At 74.6% G+C, this 24,591-nt stretch carries 19 protein-coding genes; 13 read left to right on the top strand and 6 right to left on the bottom strand.

Features of this window, described 5'->3' with window-relative positions:
* The first annotated feature begins 50 nt into the window (after nt 1–50).
* The gene (locus ACIRS1_RS11230) at nt 51–491 is read left to right on the top strand and encodes a hypothetical protein (protein WP_360214921.1); all 441 of its coding nucleotides are present in this window, start codon (nt 51–53) and stop codon (nt 489–491) included.
* A 293-nt stretch (nt 492–784) separates the two neighbouring features.
* On the top strand, nt 785–1,420 hold the full coding sequence (locus tag ACIRS1_RS11225) for a transglycosylase family protein (RefSeq protein WP_402838535.1): 636 nt from the start codon (nt 785–787) through the stop codon (nt 1,418–1,420).
* Nucleotides 1,421–1,694: 274 nt separating this feature from the next.
* Here ACIRS1_RS11225 and ACIRS1_RS11220 read toward each other — a convergent pair whose 3' ends face one another.
* The 3 genes from ACIRS1_RS11220 to ACIRS1_RS11210 all read right to left on the bottom strand — a co-directional run bounded on the left by ACIRS1_RS11220 (nt 1,695) and on the right by ACIRS1_RS11210 (nt 6,233).
* Nucleotides 1,695–3,506 (bottom strand): amino acid transporter, encoded by a 1,812-nt coding sequence (locus tag ACIRS1_RS11220; RefSeq protein WP_402838644.1) that lies wholly within the window; start codon nt 3,504–3,506, stop codon nt 1,695–1,697.
* Nucleotides 3,507–4,016: 510 nt separating this feature from the next.
* Nucleotides 4,017–5,657, bottom strand: a complete 1,641-nt coding sequence (locus ACIRS1_RS11215; RefSeq protein ID WP_402838533.1) for a multicopper oxidase family protein — start codon at nt 5,655–5,657, stop codon at nt 4,017–4,019.
* A gap of 87 nt (nt 5,658–5,744) precedes the next feature.
* A complete protein-coding gene (locus ACIRS1_RS11210; RefSeq protein ID WP_402838531.1) occupies nt 5,745–6,233 on the bottom strand; it encodes a hypothetical protein in 489 nt (162 codons plus the stop codon).
* A 284-nt stretch (nt 6,234–6,517) separates the two neighbouring features.
* Between ACIRS1_RS11210 and ACIRS1_RS11205 the strand changes: the two genes are divergently transcribed.
* The 4 genes from ACIRS1_RS11205 to ACIRS1_RS11190 all read left to right on the top strand — a co-directional run bounded on the left by ACIRS1_RS11205 (nt 6,518) and on the right by ACIRS1_RS11190 (nt 12,590).
* A complete protein-coding gene (locus tag ACIRS1_RS11205; RefSeq protein ID WP_402838529.1) occupies nt 6,518–8,920 on the top strand; it encodes a collagenase in 2,403 nt (800 codons plus the stop codon).
* 579 nt (nt 8,921–9,499) lie between these two features.
* Nucleotides 9,500–9,901 carry a YccF domain-containing protein gene (locus tag ACIRS1_RS11200; RefSeq protein ID WP_360217834.1) on the top strand — a complete coding sequence of 134 codons (402 nt, stop codon included), beginning with the start codon at nt 9,500–9,502 and terminating at the stop codon, nt 9,899–9,901.
* 260 nt (nt 9,902–10,161) lie between these two features.
* Nucleotides 10,162–11,343: a glycosyltransferase gene (locus ACIRS1_RS11195; RefSeq protein WP_387899916.1), complete on the top strand. Its 1,182-nt coding sequence runs from the start codon at nt 10,162–10,164 to the stop codon at nt 11,341–11,343.
* Nucleotides 11,344–11,483: 140 nt separating this feature from the next.
* Nucleotides 11,484–12,590 carry a hypothetical protein gene (locus tag ACIRS1_RS11190; RefSeq protein WP_402838526.1) on the top strand — a complete coding sequence of 369 codons (1,107 nt, stop codon included), beginning with the start codon at nt 11,484–11,486 and terminating at the stop codon, nt 12,588–12,590.
* A 223-nt stretch (nt 12,591–12,813) separates the two neighbouring features.
* Here ACIRS1_RS11190 and ACIRS1_RS11185 read toward each other — a convergent pair whose 3' ends face one another.
* The 3 genes from ACIRS1_RS11185 to ACIRS1_RS11175 all read right to left on the bottom strand — a co-directional run bounded on the left by ACIRS1_RS11185 (nt 12,814) and on the right by ACIRS1_RS11175 (nt 17,930).
* Complete coding sequence (locus ACIRS1_RS11185; RefSeq protein ID WP_402838524.1) at nt 12,814–14,640, bottom strand: ABC transporter ATP-binding protein; 1,827 nt, start codon at nt 14,638–14,640, stop codon at nt 12,814–12,816.
* Entirely contained in the window at nt 14,637–16,526 is a 1,890-nt protein-coding gene (locus ACIRS1_RS11180) for an ABC transporter ATP-binding protein (protein ID WP_402838522.1), read from the bottom strand. Before ACIRS1_RS11180 ends, ACIRS1_RS11185 begins: the two co-directional genes overlap by 4 nt.
* A 192-nt stretch (nt 16,527–16,718) precedes the next feature.
* Nucleotides 16,719–17,930 (bottom strand): helix-turn-helix domain-containing protein, encoded by a 1,212-nt coding sequence (locus tag ACIRS1_RS11175; RefSeq protein ID WP_360217849.1) that lies wholly within the window; start codon nt 17,928–17,930, stop codon nt 16,719–16,721.
* 295 nt (nt 17,931–18,225) lie between these two features.
* Here ACIRS1_RS11175 and ACIRS1_RS11170 point away from each other — a divergent pair, with 295 nt between their 5' ends.
* The 7 genes from ACIRS1_RS11170 to ACIRS1_RS11140 are packed head-to-tail and all read left to right on the top strand — an operon-like array spanning nt 18,226 to nt 24,517.
* Nucleotides 18,226–18,492 (top strand): hypothetical protein, encoded by a 267-nt coding sequence (locus ACIRS1_RS11170; protein WP_396317250.1) that lies wholly within the window; start codon nt 18,226–18,228, stop codon nt 18,490–18,492.
* Nucleotides 18,493–18,541: 49 nt separating this feature from the next.
* Entirely contained in the window at nt 18,542–19,372 is an 831-nt protein-coding gene (locus ACIRS1_RS11165) for a phytanoyl-CoA dioxygenase family protein (protein WP_360217855.1), read from the top strand.
* Nucleotides 19,373–19,406: 34 nt separating this feature from the next.
* Complete coding sequence (locus ACIRS1_RS11160) at nt 19,407–20,501, top strand: polysaccharide deacetylase family protein (protein WP_402838520.1); 1,095 nt, start codon at nt 19,407–19,409, stop codon at nt 20,499–20,501.
* Nucleotides 20,498–21,814, top strand: coding sequence for a D-arabinono-1,4-lactone oxidase (locus ACIRS1_RS11155; protein ID WP_402838519.1), 1,317 nt, complete (start codon nt 20,498–20,500; stop codon nt 21,812–21,814). Before ACIRS1_RS11160 ends, ACIRS1_RS11155 begins: the two co-directional genes overlap by 4 nt.
* The gene (locus ACIRS1_RS11150) at nt 21,811–22,977 is read left to right on the top strand and encodes a 2-deoxy-scyllo-inosose synthase (protein WP_402838518.1); all 1,167 of its coding nucleotides are present in this window, start codon (nt 21,811–21,813) and stop codon (nt 22,975–22,977) included. Before ACIRS1_RS11155 ends, ACIRS1_RS11150 begins: the two co-directional genes overlap by 4 nt.
* Complete coding sequence (locus ACIRS1_RS11145) at nt 22,977–23,711, top strand: cupin domain-containing protein (protein WP_360217867.1); 735 nt, start codon at nt 22,977–22,979, stop codon at nt 23,709–23,711. Before ACIRS1_RS11150 ends, ACIRS1_RS11145 begins: the two co-directional genes overlap by 1 nt.
* Nucleotides 23,708–24,517: an SDR family NAD(P)-dependent oxidoreductase gene (locus tag ACIRS1_RS11140; protein WP_387899930.1), complete on the top strand. Its 810-nt coding sequence runs from the start codon at nt 23,708–23,710 to the stop codon at nt 24,515–24,517. The genes ACIRS1_RS11145 and ACIRS1_RS11140 overlap by 4 nt, the downstream gene beginning before the upstream one ends.
* The last annotated feature ends 74 nt before the right edge of the window (nt 24,518–24,591 follow it).

Below are 24,591 nucleotides of genomic sequence, written 5' to 3'. Positions count from 1 at the left end.
TCCCCGCGCCGTCCCGACGGCCGGCTGACGACGATCGGAACGGTGTCGCCGTGACCAGGATCCTGCGCCGACTGATGACCCGCTTCGGAAGGGCCGCCGCGGTGGTCGCCGTGCTGGCGGCCGCCCTCACCGGCACGACGGCCGGCACCGCCTCCGCGGCCGGCGGCTGGAGCTGCTCCGGGGCGCCCGTCCCGGCCGGATACGTGATCACCATGTACAACGCGAGCGGCTGCAACAACCACGGCTCGTGGTACCAGCAGCCCGCGCAGAACCGCCTCTGGACCTGTTCGGGCTCCCCGATCGTCTCCGGCTACGTGCTGACCAACTACAACCCCCAGGGGTGCAGCGGCGTCGGCGCCTGGTTCCAGGAGCTGGTCCGCAACGGCGTCTGGACCTGCCCCTACTCGCCGATCCCGGCGGGCTACCGCAGCACCAGCTACGACGCTGGCGGCTGCAACGGCCTGGGCGCCTGGCTCACCATCAAGGCCTGACCCCGCGGATCGGCCCGGGCCGGGGTGCCGGCCCGGGCTCGGGGCGCCGGTCCTCCGGGAGGCGCTCCAGGCCCCTCCCCGCTCCGTTCGCCGCTCCGTTCCCGCCCGGATCCCGCCCGGATCCCGAACGGCCGGTACGGCCGGATGGCCGCGGGCCGGCGGGGTGGTCCGGCGCGGCCGGGCGGGTGACCTGCCGGACGTGTCGGCGGCGGCCCGCCCCACTCGGCGTGCGTCGGTGGGAGTGCGCCGCCTCCGGGCGGTGCAGGCCCTGTTCCCGAAGCTGAGAGCCGCCCATGCCTGCCACCGCGTGTCTCCGACGTCTCCTCCCCGCCGCCCTGTGCGCCGTCGCCGTCGCCGTCGCCGCCCCCACGGCCCAGGCCGCGCCACCAGGCCGCGCCACCGGCTCCGACCCCGGCGGGAGGCACGGCGGCAGGTACGACTGGGAGAGCGTGGCGGCCTGCGAGAGCAGCGGCGACTGGCACGTCAACACCGGCAACGGCTACTTCGGCGGCCTCCAGTTCGACGCCCCCACCTGGCGGGAGTACGGCGGCCTCGCCTACGCCCCGCGCGCCGACCTCGCCAGCCGCGAGGAGCAGATCGCGGTGGCCCAGCACCTCGCCGCGAAGCGCGGCCTCTCGCCCTGGCCGGTGTGCGGCGCCCGCGCCACCCGCGACCACGGGCGCGCGCACGACGAGGCCCTCCCCCTGCCGGCCGCACCGGCCGCCGCGGCCCCGGCCACCGCCCCGACCACCACCCCGACCGCCGGGGCCGGCACCTGGACGGTCCGCGACGACGACACCCTGGCCGACCTCGCCGACGCCCTGCGCGTGCCCGGCGGCTGGCCCGCCCTCTACGCGCTCAACCGCGCCGCCGTCGGCGGGGACCCGGACCTCATCCAGCCCGGACTCCTGCTGCGCCTGCCCTCCTAGCGATCCGTGAACGCCGTCGGGCCCCCCCGGGCCCGGGGGGGCCGGGGGGGCCCCGGGGGGGGCGCGGGGGGCGGGGGCGGGCGGGCGGCCCACCCCCCGGGGGCGCGGGGGGGGCGGGGGCGGGGGGGGGGGGGCCCGCCACCCGCTGGCCGGGCGTGCTTGGGCGGTCCGCGGCCCCCCCCGGCCGGGGGGCCCCCCCCCCGGCCCCGGGGGGGGGGGCGGGGGGGGGGGGCCCCCACGGCGTTGCCGCGGGTGCAGGGGCCGGACGGACGCCCTACCCGACGTGGACGCGGGGGCGGCGGGAGCGGTCCGGCTCGGCCTCGCGCAGGACCTCACGGGTGACGGGCGCGACCTCGCCCTGACCGAACAGGAAGAACCGCAGGAACTGGGCGAAGGGGTTGCCCTCGGTCCACTCGAAGTAGAGGTGCGGCTGCTGGCCGGTGCGGTCGCGGACGGTGAGGGCGAGAGCGGCGATCGCGTTGGGGATGCTGGAGCTCTCCAGCGTCAGCACCCGGTAGCGGCCGTGCAGCACCTCGCCGCGCACGGTCAGCGCGGCCTCGAAGTCGGAGGCGTCCCGGACGGTGACCTCGACGAAGACCAGGTCGTCCTCACCGGGGATGTCGTTGTCGGCGCGGATCTGGCGGATCTTGTCGCGGTACTCGGCGACGTCGCGGTGGGTGGGCTCGTTGGCGATCAGCCGCAGCGGGCGGTGCGCGTAGTCCCTGACGAAGCGTTCCGCCACCTCGTCCAGCGCCACGTCGGTGACCCGCAGCTCGAAGGCCCGCCGGAGCCTGGACAGCAGCGAGACCAGGATGATGCCGGCGATGAAGCAGGCGCCGATCTTCAGACCGTCGGGGCGCTCGGTCACGTTCAGCACCGTGGTGTAGAGGAAGATCACCGCGATGATCGCGAAGGCGGTGGTCCAGCCGCGCTGGCGCGCCTTGTACGCGGCGATGGTGACCGCGATCGCGGCCGAGCTGATCAGCACCAGCACACCGGTCGCGTAGGCGCCGCCCTGGGCGTCCACGTCGGCGTGGAAGATCCAGGTGACCAGGAAGCCGATCAGGGTCAGCACGATCACCATCGGCCGCACCGCGCGCGCCCAGTGCGGCGCCATGCCGTAGCGCGGCAGGTAGCGGGGCAGCAGGTTGAGCATGCCGGCCATCGCGGAGGCACCGGCGAACCAGAGGATGGCGATGGTGGAGAGGTCGTAGACGCTGCCGAAGGCCCCGCCGAGGTACTGGTGCGCCAGGTAGGCCAGCGCGCGGCCGTTGGCGTCGCCGCCCGGCTTGAACTGGTCGGCCGGGATCAGCAGCGTGGTGATGAAGCTGGTGGCGATCAGGAAGCAGCTCATGATCACGGCGGCGGTGGTGAGCAGCTTGCGGGTGCCGCGGATCCGGCCGGTGGGCTCCTCCTCGGTGTCGTCCGGGTCGCCCTCGATGTGCGGCATCACGGCGACACCGGTCTCGAAGCCGGACAGGCCCAGCGCGAGCTTCGGGAACACCACCAGCGCGACGCCGACCATGAGGACCGGGTTGCCGTGCTGGGCGGTCAGCGCGTCGGTCCAGTCGGTGACGACGTGCGGGGCCTCGACGACCTTCCAGAGGCCGACGGCCACCACGACCACGTTGAGCACCAGGTAGATCCCGACCAGGACGACGGCCAGGCCGATCGCCTCGCCGAAGCCCTTGAGGAAGACCGCTCCGAGCATCGCGACCAGGACCAGCGTGATCAGCACCTGCTTGCCGCCCAGGACGCCGGTCAGGTGCGGGTTCTCCACCAGGTGCGCGCTCGCGTCGGCGGCCGACAGCGTGATGGTGATCAGGAAGTCCGTCGCCGCGAAGCCCAGCAGTGCGAGGACGAACAGCTTGCCCTTCCAGAACGAGAGCAGCCGCTCCAGCATCGCGATCGAACCCTCGCCGCGCGGGCTCTCCTGGGCGACCCGGCGGTAGACCGGCAACGCTCCCAGCAGGGTGACGACCACCAGCACGATCGTCGCGATCGGCGACAGCACACCCGCGGCCAGGGCGGCGATGCCCGGCTGGTAGCCGAGCGTCGAGAAGTAGTCCAGGCCGGTCAGGCACATCACCCGCCACCAGCGCTCGCCCTTGTGGGCGCCGGAGTCCCCCGACTCCGCCCCACCGTGCCCGGAGCCCTCGGCGGCGGAGGGCTTCTCCGCGGACACGTCCTCCAGCAGCCAGTTGCGCAACCGTATTCGCGCCGACGACGGATCCGCCGTCGCCGTGTCCGTCGACCCCGACGAAGCCACCTTGCACCTCTTGTTTAAAGACCCCGTAAAAGCGCCGTCGGGCGACGGCAGTGCGCCAGGCTATGCGACGGGCGTCAAGGAATCGTCATCGGCCCGCGTTAAGAAAGCGTCATTGCTCCGCAGGTCGCGGCGGGTGGCACGGCGGGGGCGCGGGGGTGCCGCCGGAGCCCGGCCCCGGGCGGGACTCCCACGGCACCGCGGCGGGACTCCTGCGAGGGAGGGGCGAACGGCGAGAGCGGGACCCGGGCGAAAGGGCGCCGGGGCGGGCCTCCGCCGAGCAGGCGCCGGAGCGGGACGGACGGCCGACCCCGCCCCGGCACCCGCCGGTCAGGCCCGGTACCCCAGGACGGTCATCATGCCCGCCTCCGCGTGGTACACGTTGTGGCAGTGCACCATCCACAGACCCGGGTTGTCGGCGTCGAAGTCGACCGCCAGCGTCTCGCCCGGCAGCACCACCGCGGTGTCCTTGCGGGGCCCGTCACCGGCCAGCGCGAAGCTGTGCCCGTGCAGGTGGACGGGGTGCCACATGCCCGTGGTGTTGCGGAACTCCAGCCGGACCCGCTCCCCCGCCGCCACCGGATGGCGCTGCGACGGCTCGTACCGGCGGCCGTTGAACGCCCAATCGGCCTTCGCCATACCGCCGGTGAGGTCCAGTCGCACCGTGCGGTCCGGCGCCCTGGCCGGCAGCCGCACCGCCGGATCGGCCTTGAGCCGTGCCGCGGTGACCAGCTGCCCGTCCAGCTCGGCCGGGCGCACCGAGGCGTCCGGGGCCGTGCCGCCGCCGGTGCGCAGCAGGGCGAGCGCGGTGGCGCCCTTGCCCTCGGCGAGCGCGGTGAGCGGGAAGACGCCGTCCTTGACGGTGACCAGGACGTCGTAGCGCTCGCCCATGCCGAGCAGCAGCGCCTGGGTGGTGGTCTGCTCCACGGGGAAGCCGTCGGTGTGGGTGACCGTCAGCTCGTGGCCGCCGAGGGCGACCCGGTAGGCGGTGTCGCCGCCCGCGTTGACCAGCCGGATCCGCACCCGGTCGCCGGGCTTGGCGGTGAAGGTCTCGGGTGCGGCCGCCAGGCGGCCGTTGACCAGGTGGAAGGGGTGGGCGACGTCGCCGGCGTCGCCGCCGAGCAGGGCGCTGCGGGCTCCCATCAGCATCCGGGAGGGACCGGTGGCGCCGGCCGTGCCGGACGTCCCCGGCATGTCGTGGCCGCCCGCCGCGTGGTCCGTCCCGCCCGTGCCTGCGGTGAGTTCGGCCAGGACGGCGTCCGGGGTGCTGCCGTCGACGCCGTCCAGCCAGTCGTCCAGGACGACGACCCACTCCCGGTCGTAGCGCAGCGGCTCCCTGGGGTCCTCGACGATCAGCGGCGCGTACAGGCCGCGCTCCTGCTGCACCCCGGAGTGCGGGTGGAACCAGTGGGTGCCCGGGTGGCCGAGCGCGAAGCGGTGCTCGGCGGCGGCGCCGGGCCGGACGGCCTCCCGGGTGAGGCCCGGCACGCCGTCCATGTCGTTGCGCAGCGCGAGACCGTGCCAGTGCAGCGAGGTCGGCTGCGGCAGGTGGTTGGCGAGGGTGACGGCGAGGGTCTCGCCGGCGGTGGCGCGGATCTCCCGGCCGGGCAGCCGGTCGCCGTAGGCCCAGCTCCTGACGGTCCGGCCGCCGAGGTCGAGCGTCGTCTCGGTGGCGGTGAGGGCGACCCTGCGCTCGGGTCCGGGCCGGCGCGCGGCCTCGGCGGCGGCGACCTCGGGGCCGTCGGGGGTGACGAAGCCGCCGGGGGCGGCGGTCGTGGCGGTGGCGGCCGGGGCGTTCGGGTCGCTCGCGCCGGGCGGGACGGGCGTGCCGTTCGGGCCCTTCGTGCCGGGGTGGCCCATGGCGGAGTGGTCCATGCCTCCCGTGCCGCCGGAGGAGCAGGCGGTGAGCAGGCCGGTGCCGGCGGCGGCGAGCGCCGCGCCGAGCAGGGTACGACGGGTGGGTGTGCGCATGACGGAGTGCACCTCGTGCGGTGGTGTGGGTGAGTCGGACGACGCGTCGGCCGTTCCGCGCGCGGGCACGGGACGGCCGGCGCGCGCCTACTGACGCAGCACCGACAGCCGGGCGAGGAGGATCCGCCCGCCCCCGGGCGGGGGCAGCGCGCGGACGGCCGCCAGCAGCCGGGCCCGGACGGCGGCCGCGGCGTCGCGGTCGCGGTGCGGCAGCGGGCCGGCGGCGAGGAGCAGCAGCGTCCAGCCGACGAGGACGGCGAGGCAGACGGACATCGGGTCGGTACCGGCCGCCGCGGGGTGGGCGGTGGCGGAGCCGGCCGGCCGTCCGGCGGTCGGCGGGTGCGGCGCGGCGGGCTCGCCGGGCTGCGCGGCCGTCGCCCGGTGCGGCGCGGCGGCGGCCGCGTGCCCCCGGGCGCCCGTGCCGTCGCCACCGGGACCGTGCCCGCCCGCGGGGTGGCCGAGGGTGTGCATGGTGACGAGGCCGAGCAGCAGGGCGGCGAGGAGCAGCAGCCGCAGTGCCCGGGGCGCCGGGGGCAGGGCGAGCCGGGTCGGCCCGAGGGGTCGCGACCGCGCCATCCTCCGCCTCCCGACCGTCCGTGCCTCCGAGCGAGGCCGCCCACGTACCCCCGCAGGGTATCCCGAAGGCTACCCGGAGCCGGTGCGTCCGCCCGATCCGGGGTCAACTTCGTTCACCCTCTTGGCAGGTGCAATTTCACATTGCTATGTTACGCAGCACCCCAAGGGCACCGACGACCCCACCGTCCGCCCCGGCCCCACCCCACCCCCCGGCAGTCCCGGGCCGGAAACCCACGGCACTGCCGCCTCGCACCGCCCTGCCACTTCCCCCACCAGGAGTACCGGTGTCAACCTCCCGTGTCGCCAAGCGGGTCCTGCTCGCCGCCACCATGGCCGCCACCCTCACGCTGCCCAGCCTGCAGACCGCCCAGGCGCTCACCCCGGCCGCCACGACGGCCACCGCCCCCACCCCCGGCGCCACCGCGCCCACCGCCGGAAGCCCCGTCGGCGCCGACCAGCGCACCGCCTACGACGACGCCGACCACCTCGGCAGCGCCGCCGCCCGACCCGGCTCCGCCGCCCCGGCGCCCGGCGGCGGCTCGCTCGGCGGCTCCCCCGTCCCCGGCCTGCTGCCCGACCGCGTCGGCGCCCCCGCACCCACCGCCGCCCCGGCCTCCCCCGCCACCGCCACCGCCGCACCCACCACCCGCGCCGGCGTGCCCTGCACCGTCGACGGACTGACCGGCCTCGGCGCCGACCAGCTGGTCGCCTTCCTCACCGACCCGGCCGTCACCGCCGACGGCTGCCTGCGCGGCATCATCTGGACCTGGGACGCCCGCTTCACCACCACCATGGACAACGCCCACGTCCAGGCCGTCGCCCACCGGATCACCCAGCTGTCCGCCACCGACGACGGCAGCAACGCCTCGCACCTCTACGAGCTGTGGACGTACCTGCACGCCACCGTCTACCACGGCTTCAGCCACCACGAACTGAACGTCACCGACCCCGGCACGCTCGCGGTCCTCCAAGAGGCCGTCACCGCCTACACCGGCAGCGCGCACGCCTTCGACCGCACCGACCTCGCCGCCGACATCCTGCGCGAGGCCACCATCACCGCCGGCGCCGACGGGCTGCGCCAGCACAACCTCGGCCTCGCCCGTCGCCTGCTCGGCGTCCTCGCCCCCGGCACCACGGTCGCCGACAGCTCCGCGTGGGGCAACGCCGTCCTCCAGGCCCTCAACATGAACTACCTCGGCGTCGCCAACCAGGACCCGGCCTACCTCGCCGCCGTCACCGCCGACGGCGACTTCCGCGCCGCGATCCGCGCCTACGCCGGCTGGGGCCACCTCAAGGGCACCGCCAACGCCTGGGCGGCCCGCGACGCGATGGGCGAGTACGGCCGCCTCGGCCAGGTCGCGGCCCTGCACGACGGCGTGGTCGCCGAACTCGGCGCCCTGCTCACCACCACCAAGGCCACCTTCGGCGAGTGGTCCGACCCGTGGGCCAAGCTCATCGGCTGGGCCAACACCTACGGCGTCTGCCAGCAGTTCGGCGTCTGCGTCGCCGACCTCGAGAAGCGTCTCTTCCCCAACACCTACACCTACGACAACGGCGCCATCGAGGTCCGCACCGCCCTCGACAAGGCCACCGTCGACCAGATGTACTACGCCAGCAAGCAGGTCAAGAGCCAGTTCCTGCGCGTCCTCGGCACCGACCAGCCGCTCGCCGGCGACGTCAACAGCACCCTGCACATCCAGCTCTACGCCTCCCGCGCCGACTACGAGGTCTACCACCCGATCCTCACGGGCTACAGCACCAACAACGGCGGCATCTACATCGAGCGCGGCGCCACCTTCTACACCTACCAGCGGCGCGTCCCGCAGGACTCCACCCTGACCCTCGAGGAACTCTTCCGCCACGAGTACGTGCACTACCTCAACGGCCGCTGGGCGGTGCCGGGTTACTTCGGTGACACCCGCTGGTACGCCGGTGACCGGACCACCGCGATGGACGAGGGCACCGCCGAGTTCTTCGACGGATCCACCCGCGACCAGGGCATCCGGGTCCGCAAGTCGCTGGTCGCCAAGCTCGCCTCCGACGAGGCCTCCGGCATCCCCCGGATGACCATCGCCCAGATCCTGCACGCCGGTTACGACGACACCCCGGCGTTCCACTTCTACAACTACGCCGGCACCTTCTTCGAGTTCCTCTGGACCGCCCACCCCTCGCTGCTCCGCGAGATGTACGACCACCAGCGCGCCGACGACCCGGCCGGTTTCGACGCCTGGCGCGAGCGCCTCGGCGCCGACGCCGCCCTGAACCGCGAGTACTCCGCCTTCCTCGACGCGCAGATCAAGGACGTCGACCACCTGTTCGTGCCGTCCACCTCGTTCACCGCCAACGGCTCGCTCGACCTCGCCTGGGCCTCCGAGGTCCGGACTGCCTTCGCCGCGGCCACCCAGAACACCCCGGACTGCACGGACAACGGCGACTGGGCCAACAAGCCGATGCGCTTCGTCTGCACCGGCCGCATCACCGCCAACCTCACCGACGCCACCGACCCGGACAAGGTCTTCAAGGACATGTCCGACACCGTCGACTACTTCGTCCTCGCCCGCACCAGGGACGTCGCCGGCGCCGACAACCTCAACGACATGAACTGCACCTTCGGAAAGGTCGACGTCTGGCCCACCGGCCGGGCCGGCACCGCCGACTACACCTGCGAGGGCCCGCTGCGCCGGTAGGCCCTCCCCTCGACCCGGCCCGGTGCGGACCGTGTGGGATCCGCACCGGGCCGACGGAGCCGCCGCACGGCCACACCGCCCGCCGGCGCCGGGCGGGCCGTGCGGCCCCCGAAGGCCGGGCGGCGGGCCCTGCACCCGCCGCCCGGCCGCCGCCGCGACCGCGGCCCGAATCCGCCGGCCGGATCCGTCCGCCCGCCGCCGCGGCCGACTGCCGGAATCGCGGGATATCCCGCCCCGACCGCCGGCGCGGGGATTCCGGGGAACCGGGCCGTCACACACCGGCAGAGGCGAGGAGGAATTCCCGTCCGCGGAAATCCGCCGCCCGGCCGCGGCCGTGACCCCGCGGCCCCGGCCCCGGCCACCGGCGGCGGGGCGGGCCCGGCGGTCGACGCCTCGGCCCGCCCCCACCCGGCCGGACGGGGGTCCGGTGCCCGTGGCTGGTCCCGCGCCTGCACGGCCGTCCCGACCCGCACCCCCGAGCGGACCCCGACGATCGACCCCTAGGGGCGTAGACACGGGGCGGGGCGGGAATGGCTGGATCGTAGGGGCCAGCCCGCCAGCCGTGAGAAGGTGTCAGCCATGACGGTTTTCAAATTCATCCTCAATGTCATCTGGCTGCTTTTCTGTGGGATCTGGATGGCGATCGCCTACGCGGTCGCGGGAATCATCTGCTGCATTCTCATCATCACCATTCCATTTGGCATTGCGTCCTTCCGGATCGCCGGTTTCATCCTCTGGCCGTTCGGGCGGACGACGGTGGAGAAGCCGGAGGCCGGGGCGGCGTCCTGCATCGGGAACGTGATCTGGCTGATCTTCGCGGGGTGGTGGCTGGCCCTCGCGCACCTGATCACCAGCGTCCCGTTGTTCCTGTCGATCATCGGGATCCCCTTCGGGTGGGCGAACCTGAAGATGATCCCGATCTCGCTGATGCCGCTCGGCCGCGAGGTCGTGCCGACCGACGAGGCGTGGGGCGCCCGCTAGGGATCCTTGGACGGCGCCCCCGCGCGGCGGGCGGCGGGCGGCGGAACGGAAACGGCTCCGCACCGGTGCAGGTTCACCGGTGCGGAGCCGTTTTCGCACGTCCGGGCAGGTGCGGGCGGGTCGGAACCCGGCCGCACCAGCCACCTTGCCAGAGCTTGCCTTAGGTTTCCAAACTTCAGTCACGTTATTGCCTGAGGTTGCCAATCCTCCTAGGCTGGGGTGCGCCAGTTCAGCTCCCCACGGCCAGACGAGAGGCAGCAGTGACCGAACCGAAGATCAGCGTGGTGATCCCCTACAAGCAGCGCCTGGACAACATCCGGGCGGTGTTCACCTCGCTCGCCGAACAGACCCTGGACCGCTCCGAGTTCGAGGTCGTGGTCGGGGTGATGGAGTACGACCCGGCGTACGTCGCGCTGTGCCGCGAGTTCACCGGGCGGCTCGACATCGTCTCGGTGCTCACCAGCAAGGAGTGGAACACCAGCCACGCCCGGAACCTGGGCATCCGGCACGCCACCGGGAAGGCCGTCATGGTGCTCGACGCCGACGTCGTCATCCCCCCGGCTGCCCTGCGCACCCTCTACGAACGGCACTTCCAGCACGGCCAGCAGGTCTGCGTGCTCGGCCAGGTCTTCGGCTACGACGAGGTGATCTCCACCGACCTGGACACCGTCGAGGCCCCGGACTACGCGCACTACCGCCAGGTTCTCGCCGACCTGGAGTCGGCGGACCGGGCCCGGCTGGACCCTCGCTGGTCCGCCGGACACGCCCCGGCCTTCGCCCGGTTCCCCTGGGCCTTCGCCCGCACCGGCCTGATGGCCCTGCCGACCGCGGCCGTCCGCACCCACGGGCTGCTGCTCGACGAGGGCTTCCTCGGCTGGGGCGCCGAGGACCAGGAGTGGGGGCTGCGGATCGCCCGGGCCGGGCTCCCGATCACGCTCGGCCAGGACGTCTACGGCGTCCACCTGCCGCACCGGCGGGACTCCGGCGCCCAGGACCGCTCGGCCGTCGAGACCAACCGGTACTACCTGGCCAAGTGGCCCCGGCTCGACCTGGAACTGGCCCTCGCCTTCGGCGGGTGGCTGGAGGCCGACCGCCTGATGCCGGAGGTCGAGCGGGAGCTGGCCGCAGCCGCCCCCGGACACACCCTCGGTGCCGTCCGCGGCACCGTCGACGGACGCGACGTGCTGGCCCTCGGCGTGCTGCTCGACGAGCACGGGCGGATCGCCGACCCGGAGGCGGCGGCGCTGTTCGCCGGACGCGCCCCGGCCGAGGTGCTCCCGCTGGTCGGCTTCGCCCTGCCGTACGAGGACGCGAGCGTCGACGAGTGCCGGCTGCTGGCACCGGTCTGCGGCCTCGGCGAGCCCTACCGGGCGGCCGTCCGGAACTCCGCCGAGCGGGTCGCGCGCAAGGTCGGCGCACCGGCCGGCGACGACCGGCGCTGACCGCCCCGGGGGCGGCGGCGCGCGGCCGTGCCGCCGGCCCCGCACCCGTTTCGCCGGCCCCGCGTCCGTTCGCCGACGACGCCGGCTCCACCGCCGGCACCAGCAGACACCAGAAGACACCGAAGACGAGGAGACGAGACATGACCCCGCCCCCGATCCGGCTCTCCGCCGCCGTGATGACCCACCCCCGGCGGGCCGCGGCCGCCCACGCCCTGGTCGAGCGCTTCCCCGGCCTGGACCTCACCGTCGTGCTCGACCCGGAGCCCGACGGCCCGCCCTCGGCGCTGCGCAGCGCCCGGGTGGCCTGGGAGTCGGTCCGCCCCGGGGCCACCCACCACCTGGTGCTCCAGGACGACGCCCTGCCGGTCGAGGACCTCCTCGACCGCCTGCTCCCGCTGATCGAGGCCGAACCGGACGCCGCTCTGTGCCTGTTCACCGAGTGGGGTTCGCGCACCTCGTACGCGGTCCGGATCGCCGCGCTGCTCGGGCACGACCTGGCGCCCGCCGTCGACGACTACGTGCCCTCGGTCGCACTCGTCCTGCCCGCCGACGTGGCGCTGGGCTTCGGCGAGTTCGTCCGGACCAAGGCCGACAGCGGGCACCCGGACGACCTGGCGCTGCTGAACTACCTGGCGGACCGGGGCACCCGGACGCTGATCCCGGTGGCCAACCTGGTCGACCACCACAACGACGTCAGCCTGGTCGGCAACAACGTGCACGGCCGCCGTTCCGCCGCCTGTCTGGCCCCGGTCGGCGCGGCCCTCCCGGCGGGCGGCCCGTACTCGCTGCTCACCGGCCTGGAGACCGTCCCGTACTACGACTTCTGGGGCCAGTACTCGGACGCCTGCGTGCCGGACGACTCCACGGTGGACGGGCGGGTGCGGACCTCGGCGCGCGAGGCCCTGCTGGAGCGCGGCGTCACCGTGGACCGGTTGGCGGCCGAGCTTCGGGAGTCGCTGGGCCGGCGCCCGGAGAGCGAGCTGCTGACCGACCGGGTGAGCGAGGTGGTGCTCACCGAGGTCTGGATCGTCTCGTTCCTGCTCGGCGTCATCACCGCGGAGGTGGACCCGGGGCGCGGCGCGGGCATCGACCCTGACCGCCCGCTGGCCGGCGCGGCGCTGGCGACCCTCGGCCCGGGCGCCGTCCGCCGGGTGGTGCCGGACCGGCTGCTGCCGGCGGTCGGCGCGCTGCTCCGTCCGCTGGTGCGGGACGCCGTCCTGGCCGGCGCCGCGGCGGTGGCCGGCTGACCGCCTGACCCGGCCCACCCGTTCGGGCCCGCCTCTCCGGGGCCGTGGACCGCTGCCGAGCGGTCCACGGCCCCGAGGCGTGACCGGGCCCGGCGCCCGGACGAGAACACCCGGACGACGGTGCTCGGACGAGGGAGGACGGACGGGGGCGTACGGAGGACGACGGCGGTGCGGCGGGCCCGGGGCCTGCCGCACCGCCGTCGTCCGTCCCCGCGGTCGTCCCTCAGCTGTAGCTGCGCGCCTGGAGCGCGAACAGGTCCGCGTAGAGGCCGCCGCGCGCCACCAGCTCGACGTGGTCGCCGCACTCGGCGACGGTGCCGCCGTCCAGTACGACGATCCGGTCGGCCATCCGGACCGTGGAGAAGCGGTGCGAGACGAAGAGCGTGACGCCGCCGTGCCGGCCCACCTGCTCGGCGGAGCCCGCGTAGCGCTCGAACACGCGGTGCTCCGCGGCGGCGTCCAGCGCGGCGGCCGGCTCGTCCAGGATCAGCAGCAGCGGTTCGTCCCGCAGCGCGGAGCGGGCCAGGCCGAGGCTCTGCCACTGGCCGCCGGACAGTTCGGCGCCGTCCACGTAGCCGCGTCCGAGCGGGCCGTCCAGGCCGCCGGGGACCCGGGGCAGGACCGGCCCGGCACCGGCCTGTTCGAGCGCGGCGACGAGGACCTCGTCCGCGTCGATCCGGCCGAGGTCGCCGACGCCGACGTTCTCCCGCAGGGTGAGCTCGAACCGGGCGAAGTCCTGGAACAGCGCGGAGACCCGGGCCTGCCACTCCTGCGGCGGTGCGTCGCGCAGGTCCACGCCGTCGACCAGGATCCGCCCCGAGGTCGGCTGGTAGAGCCCGCAGAGCAGCTTGACCAGCGTGCTCTTGCCGGCGCCGTTCTCGCCGACCAGTGCCACCGTGCTCCCGGCCGGCAGGTCGAGGTCGACACCGCGCAGGACGGGGCGGTCGGTCCCGGGGTAGCTGAAGCCGACGCCCTCCAGCCGGATGCCGCGGCTCAGCCGCAACGGGACGCTCCCGGCCGGCGCGGCGGCCGCGGGGCCGGCTCCCGGCGCGGCCCCGCCCGCGGTGGCCGTGCCGGCCTGCCGGGCGGGCCAGGCCCGCAGGCCGAGCAGCCGCTGGACGGTGTGCCCGGCCGCCTGGAGCGTCGACAGGGTGCTCAGGGCGGCGGCCACCTGGCCGTTGACCTGGACGGCCAGGGTGATCACCAGGACGACGTCACCGATCGTCAGCCGGCCGCGGACGGCCTGCCGGATGACCAGGTAGACCGCCCCGCAACAGGCCGCGGCGAAGGCGAGCTGGCCGAGCGCCCGGAACGCGGCGGCGGACAGCTGGCCGCGCCAGAGCCGCCCGGTGGCCTGCTCCCAGCTGCGGTCGTGCAGGCGGACCAGCGCGGCCTCCGTCCCGAACAGCCGGGCCTCCTTGGCCGACCTGGCAGTGGTCGCGGTGTGCAGCAGGTGGCGGGCGCGGCGGTTCTGTTCGGCGGCGGCGGTGCGCGAGCGGTCGATGCGGCGCTGTGCGGACCGGCCGGTCAGCACCGGGGGCAGGGCGGCGAGCGGGAGGAGCAGCAGCCAGGGTTCCAGCGAGCCGAGGACGGCCGTGGTGATGGCCAGTTGCACGACGAGGGCCACGATCTGCAGCAGCGCCTCGACGTAGGCCCGCATCCGCTGGACCTCCTCCCGGACCAGTTCGACGGTGTCGGCGAACTCGGAGCTGTCCAGGTGCTCGATCCCGGGCGTGCCGTTGGCGAGGGCCATCAGTTCGGAGGTGACCTCGCCCTCGGCCTGCTCGCCGAGCTCGAAGTAGTGGAGGTGGGCGAAGTGACCCATCATCAGTTCGGCCACCAGGGCCGCCGCGATGACACCGGCCAGCAGCAGGGCGGGGGCGAGGCGGTGGTCGAGCAGGTCGTCGGTGAAGGCCCGCAGGGCGAGCGCGCCCAGCGGGACGGCCAGGTGGCCGAGGGAGATCAGGGTGGCGGCCTTGAGGAACCGGCCGCGGTCGGTGCGCCAGGCGAGTCCGAACAGCCAGCGCATGGTGCGGGCGAGGTGGGTCATGAGGCGGCGTCCGTCAGCAGGTCGGGTTCCGCCGGCTCGGCCTGGTCGGTGAAGCGCTCGGCCTGCAGGCGGAACAGGGTGGCGTACCGGCCGCCGGCGGCGACCAGTTCGTCGTGGCTGCCGCGTTCGACGACCTTCCCGTGTTCCAGGACGACGATCTGGTCGGCCCGGCGGACGGTCGAGAAGCGGTGGGAGATGATCAGCGTGGTGAGACCGCGGGTCATCTCGAGGAAGCGGTCGTAGAACTCGACCTCGGCGCGGACGTCGAGTTGGGCGGTGGGCTCGTCGAGGACCATGACCGAGGCGCCGGCGCGCACGGCGTACATGGCGCGGGCGAGGCCGATCCGCTGCCACTGGCCGCCGGAGAGGTCGCGGCCGTTGCGGTACTGGCGGGAGAGCACGGTGTCCAGGCCCTGCGGGAGCGCGGCGAGGACCTCGGTGGCGCCGGCGCGGCGGGCGGCGGCGAGCAGGTCGGCCTCGTCGCCGGCGAAGCCGGGTGCGCCCAGGGCGATGTTCTCGCGGGCGCTCAGCTCGTAGCGGACGTAGTCCTGGAAGATGACGGCGAGCCGCCGGTGCCACTCCTCGGGTGCGATGTCGGTGAGGTCGTGGCCGTCGACGGTGATCCGGCCGGCGGTCGGGTCGTACATCCGGGTGAGGAGCTTGACGAGGGTGGTCTTGCCGGCGCCGTTGAGGCCGACCAGTGCGGTCGAGGTGCCGGCGGGCAGTTCCAGGTCGAGGCCGTCGAGGACGGCGCGGCCGCCCGCGCCGTAGCGGAAGCCGACGTCGTGGAAGCGGATCGAGCGTTCGGGCAGGCCGGCCGCCGGGCGGTCGGCGCCGGGGGTCAGGGCGGGCAGGGCGCGGGCGCCGTCGCGGAAGTCCAGCAGGGCCTGGTGCGCGATGGCGCCGTACTGGGTCTGGACGTCGCACTCGGGGAAGTAGACGCCGAAGCGCATCAGGGTGAGGACGGCCTGCAGGGCGATGCCGAGTTCCAGCAGGCCGAGGCCGTGGTCCACCGCGGCGACGGCGAGCATGGCGACGGTGGCGGCCGATCCGGCCACGCCGACGGCCGACAGCAGGACGAAGGGGCGGCCGAGGATGCGCCGCCGGCCCTGCCACATGGTGGTCAGGTAGCCGAGGTTCTCGCGCGCGTACCGGTCGCGCAGCCAGCCGATCAGGCCGAGCAGCCGGATCTCCTTGGCGGCGTGCGTGCCCGAGGCGAGGGTGCGCAGGTAGCCGACGCGGCGCTTGTGGCCGGTGATGCCGTCGTAGAAGTCGCCGAAGGCGCCGAGCGAGCCGCGCTGGCCGAAGCGGATCACCAGGGCGGTCAGGCCGATCACCACGGCCGCGGCGGGGGACAGCGCGAAGCCCACGAGGAGCACCGAGCCGGTGAGCTGGGTGTAGCGGGCGACCAGGGCGAGGGCGCCGGCGGCGGCGTCGCCGGGGGAGGCGGACTCACGGTCGAAGGCGGTCCTGGCGGCGTCGAGCCGGTCGAGCAGGCGCGGGTCGTCGAGGGCCATCGCGGGGGCGTCGGTGAGGGCCGCGTGCATCAGCAGGCCGCGGCAGCGCTGGTCGACGTGACGCATCACCAGTTCGCCCGCGGCGGCCTGGAAGGGGGCGAGGGCCTGTTGCAGGGCGAGTGCGAGGGCGGCCACCCCGAGGGCGGTCAGGACGGCGGTCCAGGCGTGCGGGGCGGCGCCGGTGACGGCGGCGGGCACCCGCTGGAGCAGGACGCTCATGGCCACGACGAAGCCGACGGGCAGGATCCCGAGCAGCACGTTCAGCAGCAGGGTCGCCGCGAGGGTCCCGGGTGGGACGTGGCGCAGCAGCCGGGCCACCGAGAGCCAGCGGGCGGTGCGACGGCGCAGTTCGGCGGTGGTGGCGCTCATGTCCGCTCCGACCGGGGGGCGGGCCGGTGCGCTGCTGCCTGGTGGTGCCCGTTGGCACGTCTTGTCACGGCCTGGGTCTCCTTTCAGTTGCCGGGGTCAGGCCCGCGGGCAGTGAGGGTCGCGACCGCGGGCCATGAAGCAACTGTGCCAGAGTAGGCAACTCTCAGGCAACGACGTGACAAGAAAAGTGTCTCAGGCCGGACCCTCCTCCAGGATCTCCGCCAGAATGCGCCAGACCTCGGCCGCGAGATCGATGTTGGAGGCCTGCCGGGCCTGTTCGGCCAGCTCCTTCAGCTGCTTGATGCCCTCGCTCCGCCGGCCCTCGATGATCAGCAGCCGGCTGTTCATGATGCTCAGCCGGATCTGGTCCCGGTAGGTCAGCCGCAGGTCGCCCCGGAACAGCTCGTCGTGGGCGGCCCGCGCGTCGGCGTAGCGGCCCTCCTCGAAGGCGAGGTAGGCCTGCAGCGTGCGGAACTCCTGGCGCAGCATCGGGGTGCCGACCAGCGCGAGCGCCGACTCGGCCTCCGCCATCCTGGCCCGGGCCAGCTCGGTGCGCGGCGGCGTCAGCTGCAGCGCGAGGGACGCGCCGGCCAGGCGCAGCCGCATCCAGAGGGTGAGGTCCACCCGGCTGTCCAGCCATTCGATGGCCCGTTCCAGGTGCTCGATCGCGCCCTCGTGGTCGCCCTGGCGGTAGCGCACGGTGGCGGCCGCCCAGAGCGCCTCGGCGCGCAGCGCGTCGGTGCGGTCCCCGACCAGGCCGAGCAGCTCGTCCACGTGCGCCCGCGCGTCCGGCAGCCGGCCCGCCTCGGCCTCCGCGGAGACCAGGGCCAGCAGGGCCCCGGCCACGGTGAGCACGGACAGCCCGGACTCCTTGGCCAGGCGGTGCGCGCCGGCCGCGTGCCCGATGGCCTCGTCGATCTCGCCGGCGGAGCGCTCGAAGCGGGCCAGCTGGGTCCACGCCCGGCACTGCAGCTCGGGGAGCGCCAGCTCGCCGCCGATCGCGGCGAGCTCCTGCAGGCAGGCCAGCTCCCGGGGGCGGTCGCCGAGGGTGCGCCAGTGCCGGGCGACCAGCCAGAGCGCCTGCCAGCGCTGCAGCGGGTCCTGCTCGTCGCCGGACTCGAGGGCGGTGATGAGCCCCTCGACGGCCTCGTCGCCCTCCATCGAGGTGGCGATGCTCAGCGCCTGGGCAAGCGAGTTGCCCGACGGCGGCAGGTCGAAGGCGGACCGGTCCACGTCGAGTTTCCCGGCGAGGTAACCCACCACCCGGTCGGTCGGCTGCCGCAGCCCCGACTCCAGTCTCGAGAGGTATCCGGTGGAGATCTCCTCGCCGGCCAGTGCCGCCTGGGAGAGGCCGCGCTTGGCGCGCAATTCCTTCAGTCGGCGCCCGAAAAGAGGCTGTTCCATCAATGTGAGTCCCTGATGTCCGGAGGCCCGCATTCAGGTGCTGCTCAGCGAGTGCGAAGCCGCCTGAATTCAGCATCCGATGGCGGGCGAGAGCTGATGACAGCACCGCAGCGTAGTGGAAATCGGGACAGATGGGCAAACCTAGGCTACGTCAGTTGGTCTAGACTTGCCAACTTGAGGCAACCTATTGCCAAGGCTCGGACGGCCTGACTAAGTTGGCCTCGTTGGCAACGGCAGACACCACGAGTTGCCCCCAGCAACACCCCCCACACACACCCATGTCCTGGAGTGACCCATGCGTGCTCGCACCCGGCTGACCGCCGCCGCCCTGTTCGCCGTCCTCGGCCTCGCCGCCGTGGCCGGCCTGAACGGGCCCGGCAACGGCATCGACTGGCCGGCCCCGCCGACCCGCACCAGCGCCGCCAGCGGCCCGGACAACGGCATCGACTGGCCCACCGGGCCGTCCGGCGCCACTCCCACCGCCACCCCGACGCCCACCGCCACCGGCGGCACCCACGGCCCCGGGATCAACACCCCGGGCAACGGCATCGACTGGCCGTAAGCGGCCCCCACGCCCGCTCGTCCGAACCAGCCGAACGGAGTCAACGCACGTGTCGCTCCACTACCCGACCCGCCTCGACGCCACCGCGACCCCACTCGACGCCACGGCGCCGCTGAGCCCCGAACAGCTCGACCGGTTCGCGGAACAGGGCTACCTGATCCTCCCCTCGTTCCTCCCCGCAGACCTGGTGGACCGGCTCAGACCGGAGGTCGACCGCTGGGTCGACGAGGGCCTGCGGGCCCGCTCCATCGCCTGCTGCCTCCAACCCGCGGTGCACGGCGACCCGCCCGTGCTGGAACTCGAACTGCCCGCCCACGGCGAACTGATCGGTCACCCGCCGCTGCTGGCCGTGCTCGACCGGCTGCTCGGCCCGTCCTTCGTCTTCCACCACCTGCACAGCGACCGCCAGGCCCCCGGCCTGGCCGGCAAGCAGTGGCACCACGACTACGAGCAGGCGCTCGCCTCGGACCGCGCGTACGGCATGGTGCACACCCTGCACTACCTCGACGGGCTCGACCGCGAGACCTCGGCCCTGGTCGTGCTGCCCGGCTCGCACCACCGGGCCGCGCCCAAGACCGCCCTCGCCCACCTGGACACCGGGGTGCTGCCCGGCGAGGTCGTCGTCGACGAACTCCCGCCCGGCTCCACGGTGGTGCTGCACTCGGCGCTGTTCCACGCCCGCCGGCCGAACCCGCACCACCCCGGCAAGGAGCGCTACTTCGTCGACGCGTCGTACTGCCAGACCGGCGCCCTGTGGCCGCCGGTGAAGCCGTACTGGCGCCACATGCTGCGCCGGGCACGCGAGTTGGAGCTCGACCGCGGGACGCGGCCGGAGCTCTTCGCCGAGCGGCACTTCACGGAGTACCGCAAGCCCGCGTGACCGGACCACCGGACCACCCAAGGAAGGAACTCGGATGTTCTACTCGGGAGTCTCCTGGAGCGCCGAGGGGTACCACGTCCACACCGTCGACCAGGACGGCCTCGCAGCGGCGCCGCTGCACTTCGCACCGGCGCGCACCGAGGAACTGATCCGCCACCTGCGCGGCCTCGACGGGCCGCTGGTCACCGTGGTGGAGAGCACCAACGGGATCCTCGACGGCCGCCTGATGGCCGCCGGGATCACCGTGCACCGGATCGACGCCCACGCCCTGCCCGCGCGCCCGCCGTTCAGCTCGGTCGGCGCCGAGGAACTGGCCCGCACCGCACGGCTGCGGCCCTCCGCACTCGTTCCGCTGGAGCGCCGGCGCGGCACCCAGACCGGCCGGGAGGGCGAGCTGGAGGCCTGGATCGCCTCCACCACCGCCGAGGTGGCCGCCCTCACCCGGGCCGGACGCCTGATCAGCCACGGCGGGGCCGGACGCCGCGAGGTCGCGCTGACCTTCGACGACGGCCCGCTGCCGCCCTACACCGACCGGATCCTCGACGTGCTGGAGCGCTACCGCGTCCCCGCGACGTTCTTCTGCGTCGGCATGAACGCGGGCGCGCACCCCGACCTGCTGGTCCGGATGCGCGAGCAGGGCCACCTGATCGGCAACCACACCTGGTCCCACCCGTTCCTGCCCGAGCTGACCCGCGCGCAGCTCGTCGAGCAGCTGGAGCGCACCGACGAGGCCATCGCCACGGCCTCCGGTGGCCCGGCCCCCACCCTGTTCCGCCCCCCGTACGGGGCGCGGACGCCCGAGGTGCTGGGCTGGCTGGAGGAGACCTTCGCGCGGATCGCGCTCTGGGACGTCGCCCCCGACGACTGGACCATGCCGGGCGCCGAGGCGATCTCCGCCCTGGTGCTGGAGCAGGCCCGGCCGGGCTCCATCGTGCTGCTGCACGACGGCGGCGGCGACCGCACCCAGACCGTGGACGCGCTGCCCGCCATCATCGAGGGGCTGCACGGGCGCGGCTACCGCTTCGTCACCGTCGACGAGCTGGCGCCGCCCACCCAGGCGCCCCCGGCGGGCGCGGGCCTCAGCGGCGCGTCCCCGGCGGGCGCGGGCCGCGCGGAGCGTGCCCGGTGAGCGCCCGGGAACCGGCCGCGAACTGGGCCGGGAACGTCGTCTACGCCCGCAAGCGGCTCCACCGCCCCGGCAGCGTCGAGGAGTTGCGCCGTCTGGTGGCACGGGCCGCCCGAATCCGCGCCCTGGGCAGCGGCCACTCCTTCAGCCTGGTCGCCGACACCGTCGACGACCAGGTGGTGCTGGACGGCCTCCCGCCCGAGGTCGTCGTCGCCCCCGACCGGTCGACGGCGACCGTGGCGGCCGGCCTGCGCTACGGCGACGTCGCGGCCGCCCTGCACCGCTCCGGCCTGGCCCTGGCGAACCTGGCCTCGCTGCCGCACATCTCGGTGGCGGGCTCCGTCGCCACCGGCACGCACGGCTCCGGCGACGGGCAGCAGTGCCTGTCCGGCGCCGTCACCGCACTGGAACTGGTCGGCCCCGACGGCGGGACCGTCCGGCTCAGCCGGGCCGACGACCCGGAGGTCTTCCCCGGCGCGGTGGTCGCGCTCGGCGCGCTCGGCGTCGTCACCCGGCTGACCCTGGCCGTCGAACCGGCCTACCGGGTCGCCCAGCGGGTGCGGGTCGACGTGCCGCTTGAGGAGGTCGCCGACCGCTACGACGAGGTGTTCGGCGCCGCCTACAGCGTCAGCGCATTCACCGACTGGCGCAGCGGCCGGGCCGATGTCTGGCTCAAGCACCGCGTCGACCGCCCCGCCGGCACCTGGAGCGGCGGCCGCCCGGCGGACCGCCCGATGCACCCCGTCCCCGGCATGCCGGCCGGCTCCAGCACGCCGCAGCTGGGCGTCGCCGGGCCCTGGCACGAACGCCTGCCGCACTTCCGGCCGGACCTGACCCCGGGCGCCGGCGCCGAACTGCAGTCCGAGTACTACCTGCCGCGGGAGGCCGCCCCGGCCGCGATCGCCGCGGTGCGCGAACTCGGCGAGCTGGTCGCCCCGGTGCTGCACGTCGCCGAACTGCGGACGGTCCGCGCGGACGACCTGTGGCTGAGCCCCGCCTACCGGCGCGACTCGGCGACCTTCCACTTCACCTGGGTGCGGGACCTGCCCGCCGTCCGGCCCGTCCTGGAGGCCGTGGAGCGGCGGCTGATGCCGCTGGGCGCCCGGCCGCACTGGGGCAAGCTCACCGCCGCCGCCCCGGCCGCGACCGCCGCCGGCTACCGGCGGGCCGCCGACTTCGCGGCGCTGGCCCACCGGCTCGACCCCGACGGCAAGTTCCGCAACGGCTTCGTCGACGCCCTCTTCCCGCGCGGGCCGCACCCGGCCCCGCACCCGACCGACACCCACCGCCCCGTCTCCGTGAGGGAGAACCCATGAGCGTCATGACCGCCCCGACCGCCGGCCTCGACCGCGAGGTGCGCTTCGGCGACGTCCGCTACGACTTCCACGTCCGGCACGGACGCACCGCCTGGCTCGACCTGCGCACCCGCTTCGCCCGGCTGGACGCCGACCGCTTCGTGGTCGTCGCGGACGCCGGCCTGCCCGCCCACGTCGTCGCCGAGACCGAGCGGCAGCTGTCCCTGCTCGCCCCCACCGTCGTCCTGAGCGCCGCCGCCGACGAGACCGAGAAGAGCCTCACCACGCTGGACCGCCTCGCCGAGCAGGCGCTGCGCAGCGGCATCACCCGGCGCTCGGTCGTGGTGGCCCTCGGCGGCGGCGTGGTCGGGAACATCGCCGGCCTGCTGGCGGCGCTGATCTTCCGCGGGATCCGGCTGGTGCACATGCCGACCACCCTGCTGGGCATGTCCGACTCGGTGCTCTCGCTGAAGCAGGCGGTCAACTCCCGCTGCGGCAAGAACCACCTGGGCACCTTCCACGCCCCCGTGCTGGTCTGGAACCACCTGGACTTCCTGGAGTCGCTGCCGGCCGCGGAGACCCAGTCCGCGCTCTGCGAGATGATCAAGAACGTGCTGGCCATCGTGCCGGAGCGGTACGACGAGGTCGCCGCGCTGCTGCGCCCGGACGGCCGCTACTCCCCCGACGTGATCACCTCGTTCATCGACCTGTGCGTGGACGCCAAGACCTCGGTGATGCACGACGACCCGACCGAGAAGCACGAGGCCCTGGCCCTGGAGTACGGGCACACCGTCGGCCACGCGGCCGAGCTGCTGACGGACGGCCGGCTGCGGCACGGCTTCGCCATCGGCGTCGGCATGCTCGCCGCCGCCCGCGTCTCCCGCGAGCTGGGGCTGCTCGACCGCGCCGACGAGGCGGCCCACCGCCGCCTGCTGGAACTCAACGGCGCGCCCACCGCGCTGCCCGAGGGGCTGGAGACCGACGCGCTGCTGGGCGTCGTGCGGCTCGACAACAAGCGCGGCTACCTGCCGCACCGCGACGGCAGCTGCGACCTGATCCTCCTGGAGGGCCTGGGCCGCCCGCACCGCCCCGGCGGCGCCCAGATCACCCAGGTCGAGGAGGCCGTGGTCCGGATCGGCATCGACTCCGTGCTGGCCCGCCGCGCCGAGCTGGTGAGCGCCTGATGGCCACCGTCGTCCGCGGCGAGCGCCGCCCCTTCGGCCCCATCACCAACGACGTCTCCGGCCCTGCCGTCACCCGGGCGCAGGTCGGCGGCGAGGGGGTGTGCCGCTGGAAGATGCTGATGAACGGCATGCACCTGGAAGGCGAGTGGAACTGCGTCGAGTACGTGGTGATCGAGCCGGGCGGCTCGGTCGGCGAGCACGTGCACCTGCGCACCGAGGAGATCTACTACATCGTCTCCGGCCGGGCCGTGGTCACCATGGACGGGGTCGAGATCGAGGTGGCCGCCGGCGACCTCGTCACCACCCCGATCGGCTCCGCCCACTCGATCGCCAACCGCGGCACCGAGGACATGCACTTCTTCGTGACCGAGGTCTTCCCCGGCGAGGGCCCCGCCGCCGCCCCCGGCCGGATCCACGTCCCCGACCTGCTCGCCCCGGCCGGCACCGGCCTGGCCGCCGAGGTCGACCTCACCCCGTACTTCACCGGGGACTGGCACCGGTTCCGGCTGCTGGAGGTACCGGCCTCGGGCCGGCTGGAGGAGCGGGTGCCGGCCGGGCGCAGCATCGTGCTGCACGTCCTGGAGGGCAGCGCCGTGATCTCGGTGGACGGCGTGCCCACCGTCGGCTCGGCCGGGCTGTCGGTGGCCGTACCCCCCGGGTACGCCGTCACCGTGGCCAACACCGGTGTCTCGGACCGCCTCCGGCTGATCAGCACGGAGGTGGGGGTCGGATGAGGCTCGGACTCGACGGGCAGCACGCCCTGATCACCGGCGCCGCGAGCGGCATCGGCGCCGAGACGGCCCGGCTGTTCGCCGCCGAGGGCGCCCGGCTCGCCCTGGTCGACCGCGACGAGGACCGGCTGAAGCAGCTCGCGGCCGAGCTGGGCGGGGCGGACGGCGCACCCGCCGTCCTGACGGTGACCGGGGACCTCGCCACCGCCGGCGGCGTCGCCGACGCCGTCGGCGCGGCCCTGGACGGCCTCGGCGGCCGGGTGGACGTCCTGGTCAACAACGTCGGCCAGTGCTACGCCCGGACCTTCGACGAGCTCTCGGACCAGGACTGGCTGGACACCTTCGAGCTCAACTTCCTGAGCGCCGTCCGGGCCGCCCGACTGGTGCTGCCCGGGATGCGCCGGCGCGGCCGGGGCAGCATCGTCACCAACGCCTCCGACCTGGCCCGCCAGCCGGAGGCCGGGCCCGCCGACTACCAGGTCTCCAAGGTGGCGCTGCTCAGCCTGACCAAGAGCCTGGCCCTGTCCGAGGGCCCGGCCGTCCGGGTCAACGCCGTCGCGCCGGGCCCGGTCTGGACACCGCTGTGGACCCGCCCCGGCGGCTTCGCCGACACCCTCGGCAGCGTCCACGGCCGCGACGCCAAGGCCGCCGTCGAACACGAGCTGAGCAAGCGCCAGCTGCCGCTCGGCCGGATGGGCACGCCGGAGGAGGTGGCCCGGGTGATCGCCTTCCTGGCCTCCGAGGCCGCGTCCTTCGTCACCGGCTCGGTCTGGGGCGTGGACGGCGGGACCGTCCGCGGCCTGCTCTGAACCGGCGCCGGCCGGCCCCGGCCCGGGTCGGCGCCCACCGGCCCGGCCCGTCCGGTGCCGCCGGCCCCGGCGGC

Origin of the sequence: Kitasatospora sp. NPDC101176 (assembly GCF_044768035.1) — a bacterium.
GTDB lineage: Bacteria > Actinomycetota > Actinomycetes > Streptomycetales > Streptomycetaceae > Kitasatospora.
This window is presented reverse-complemented; position numbering and strand designations above follow the sequence as displayed.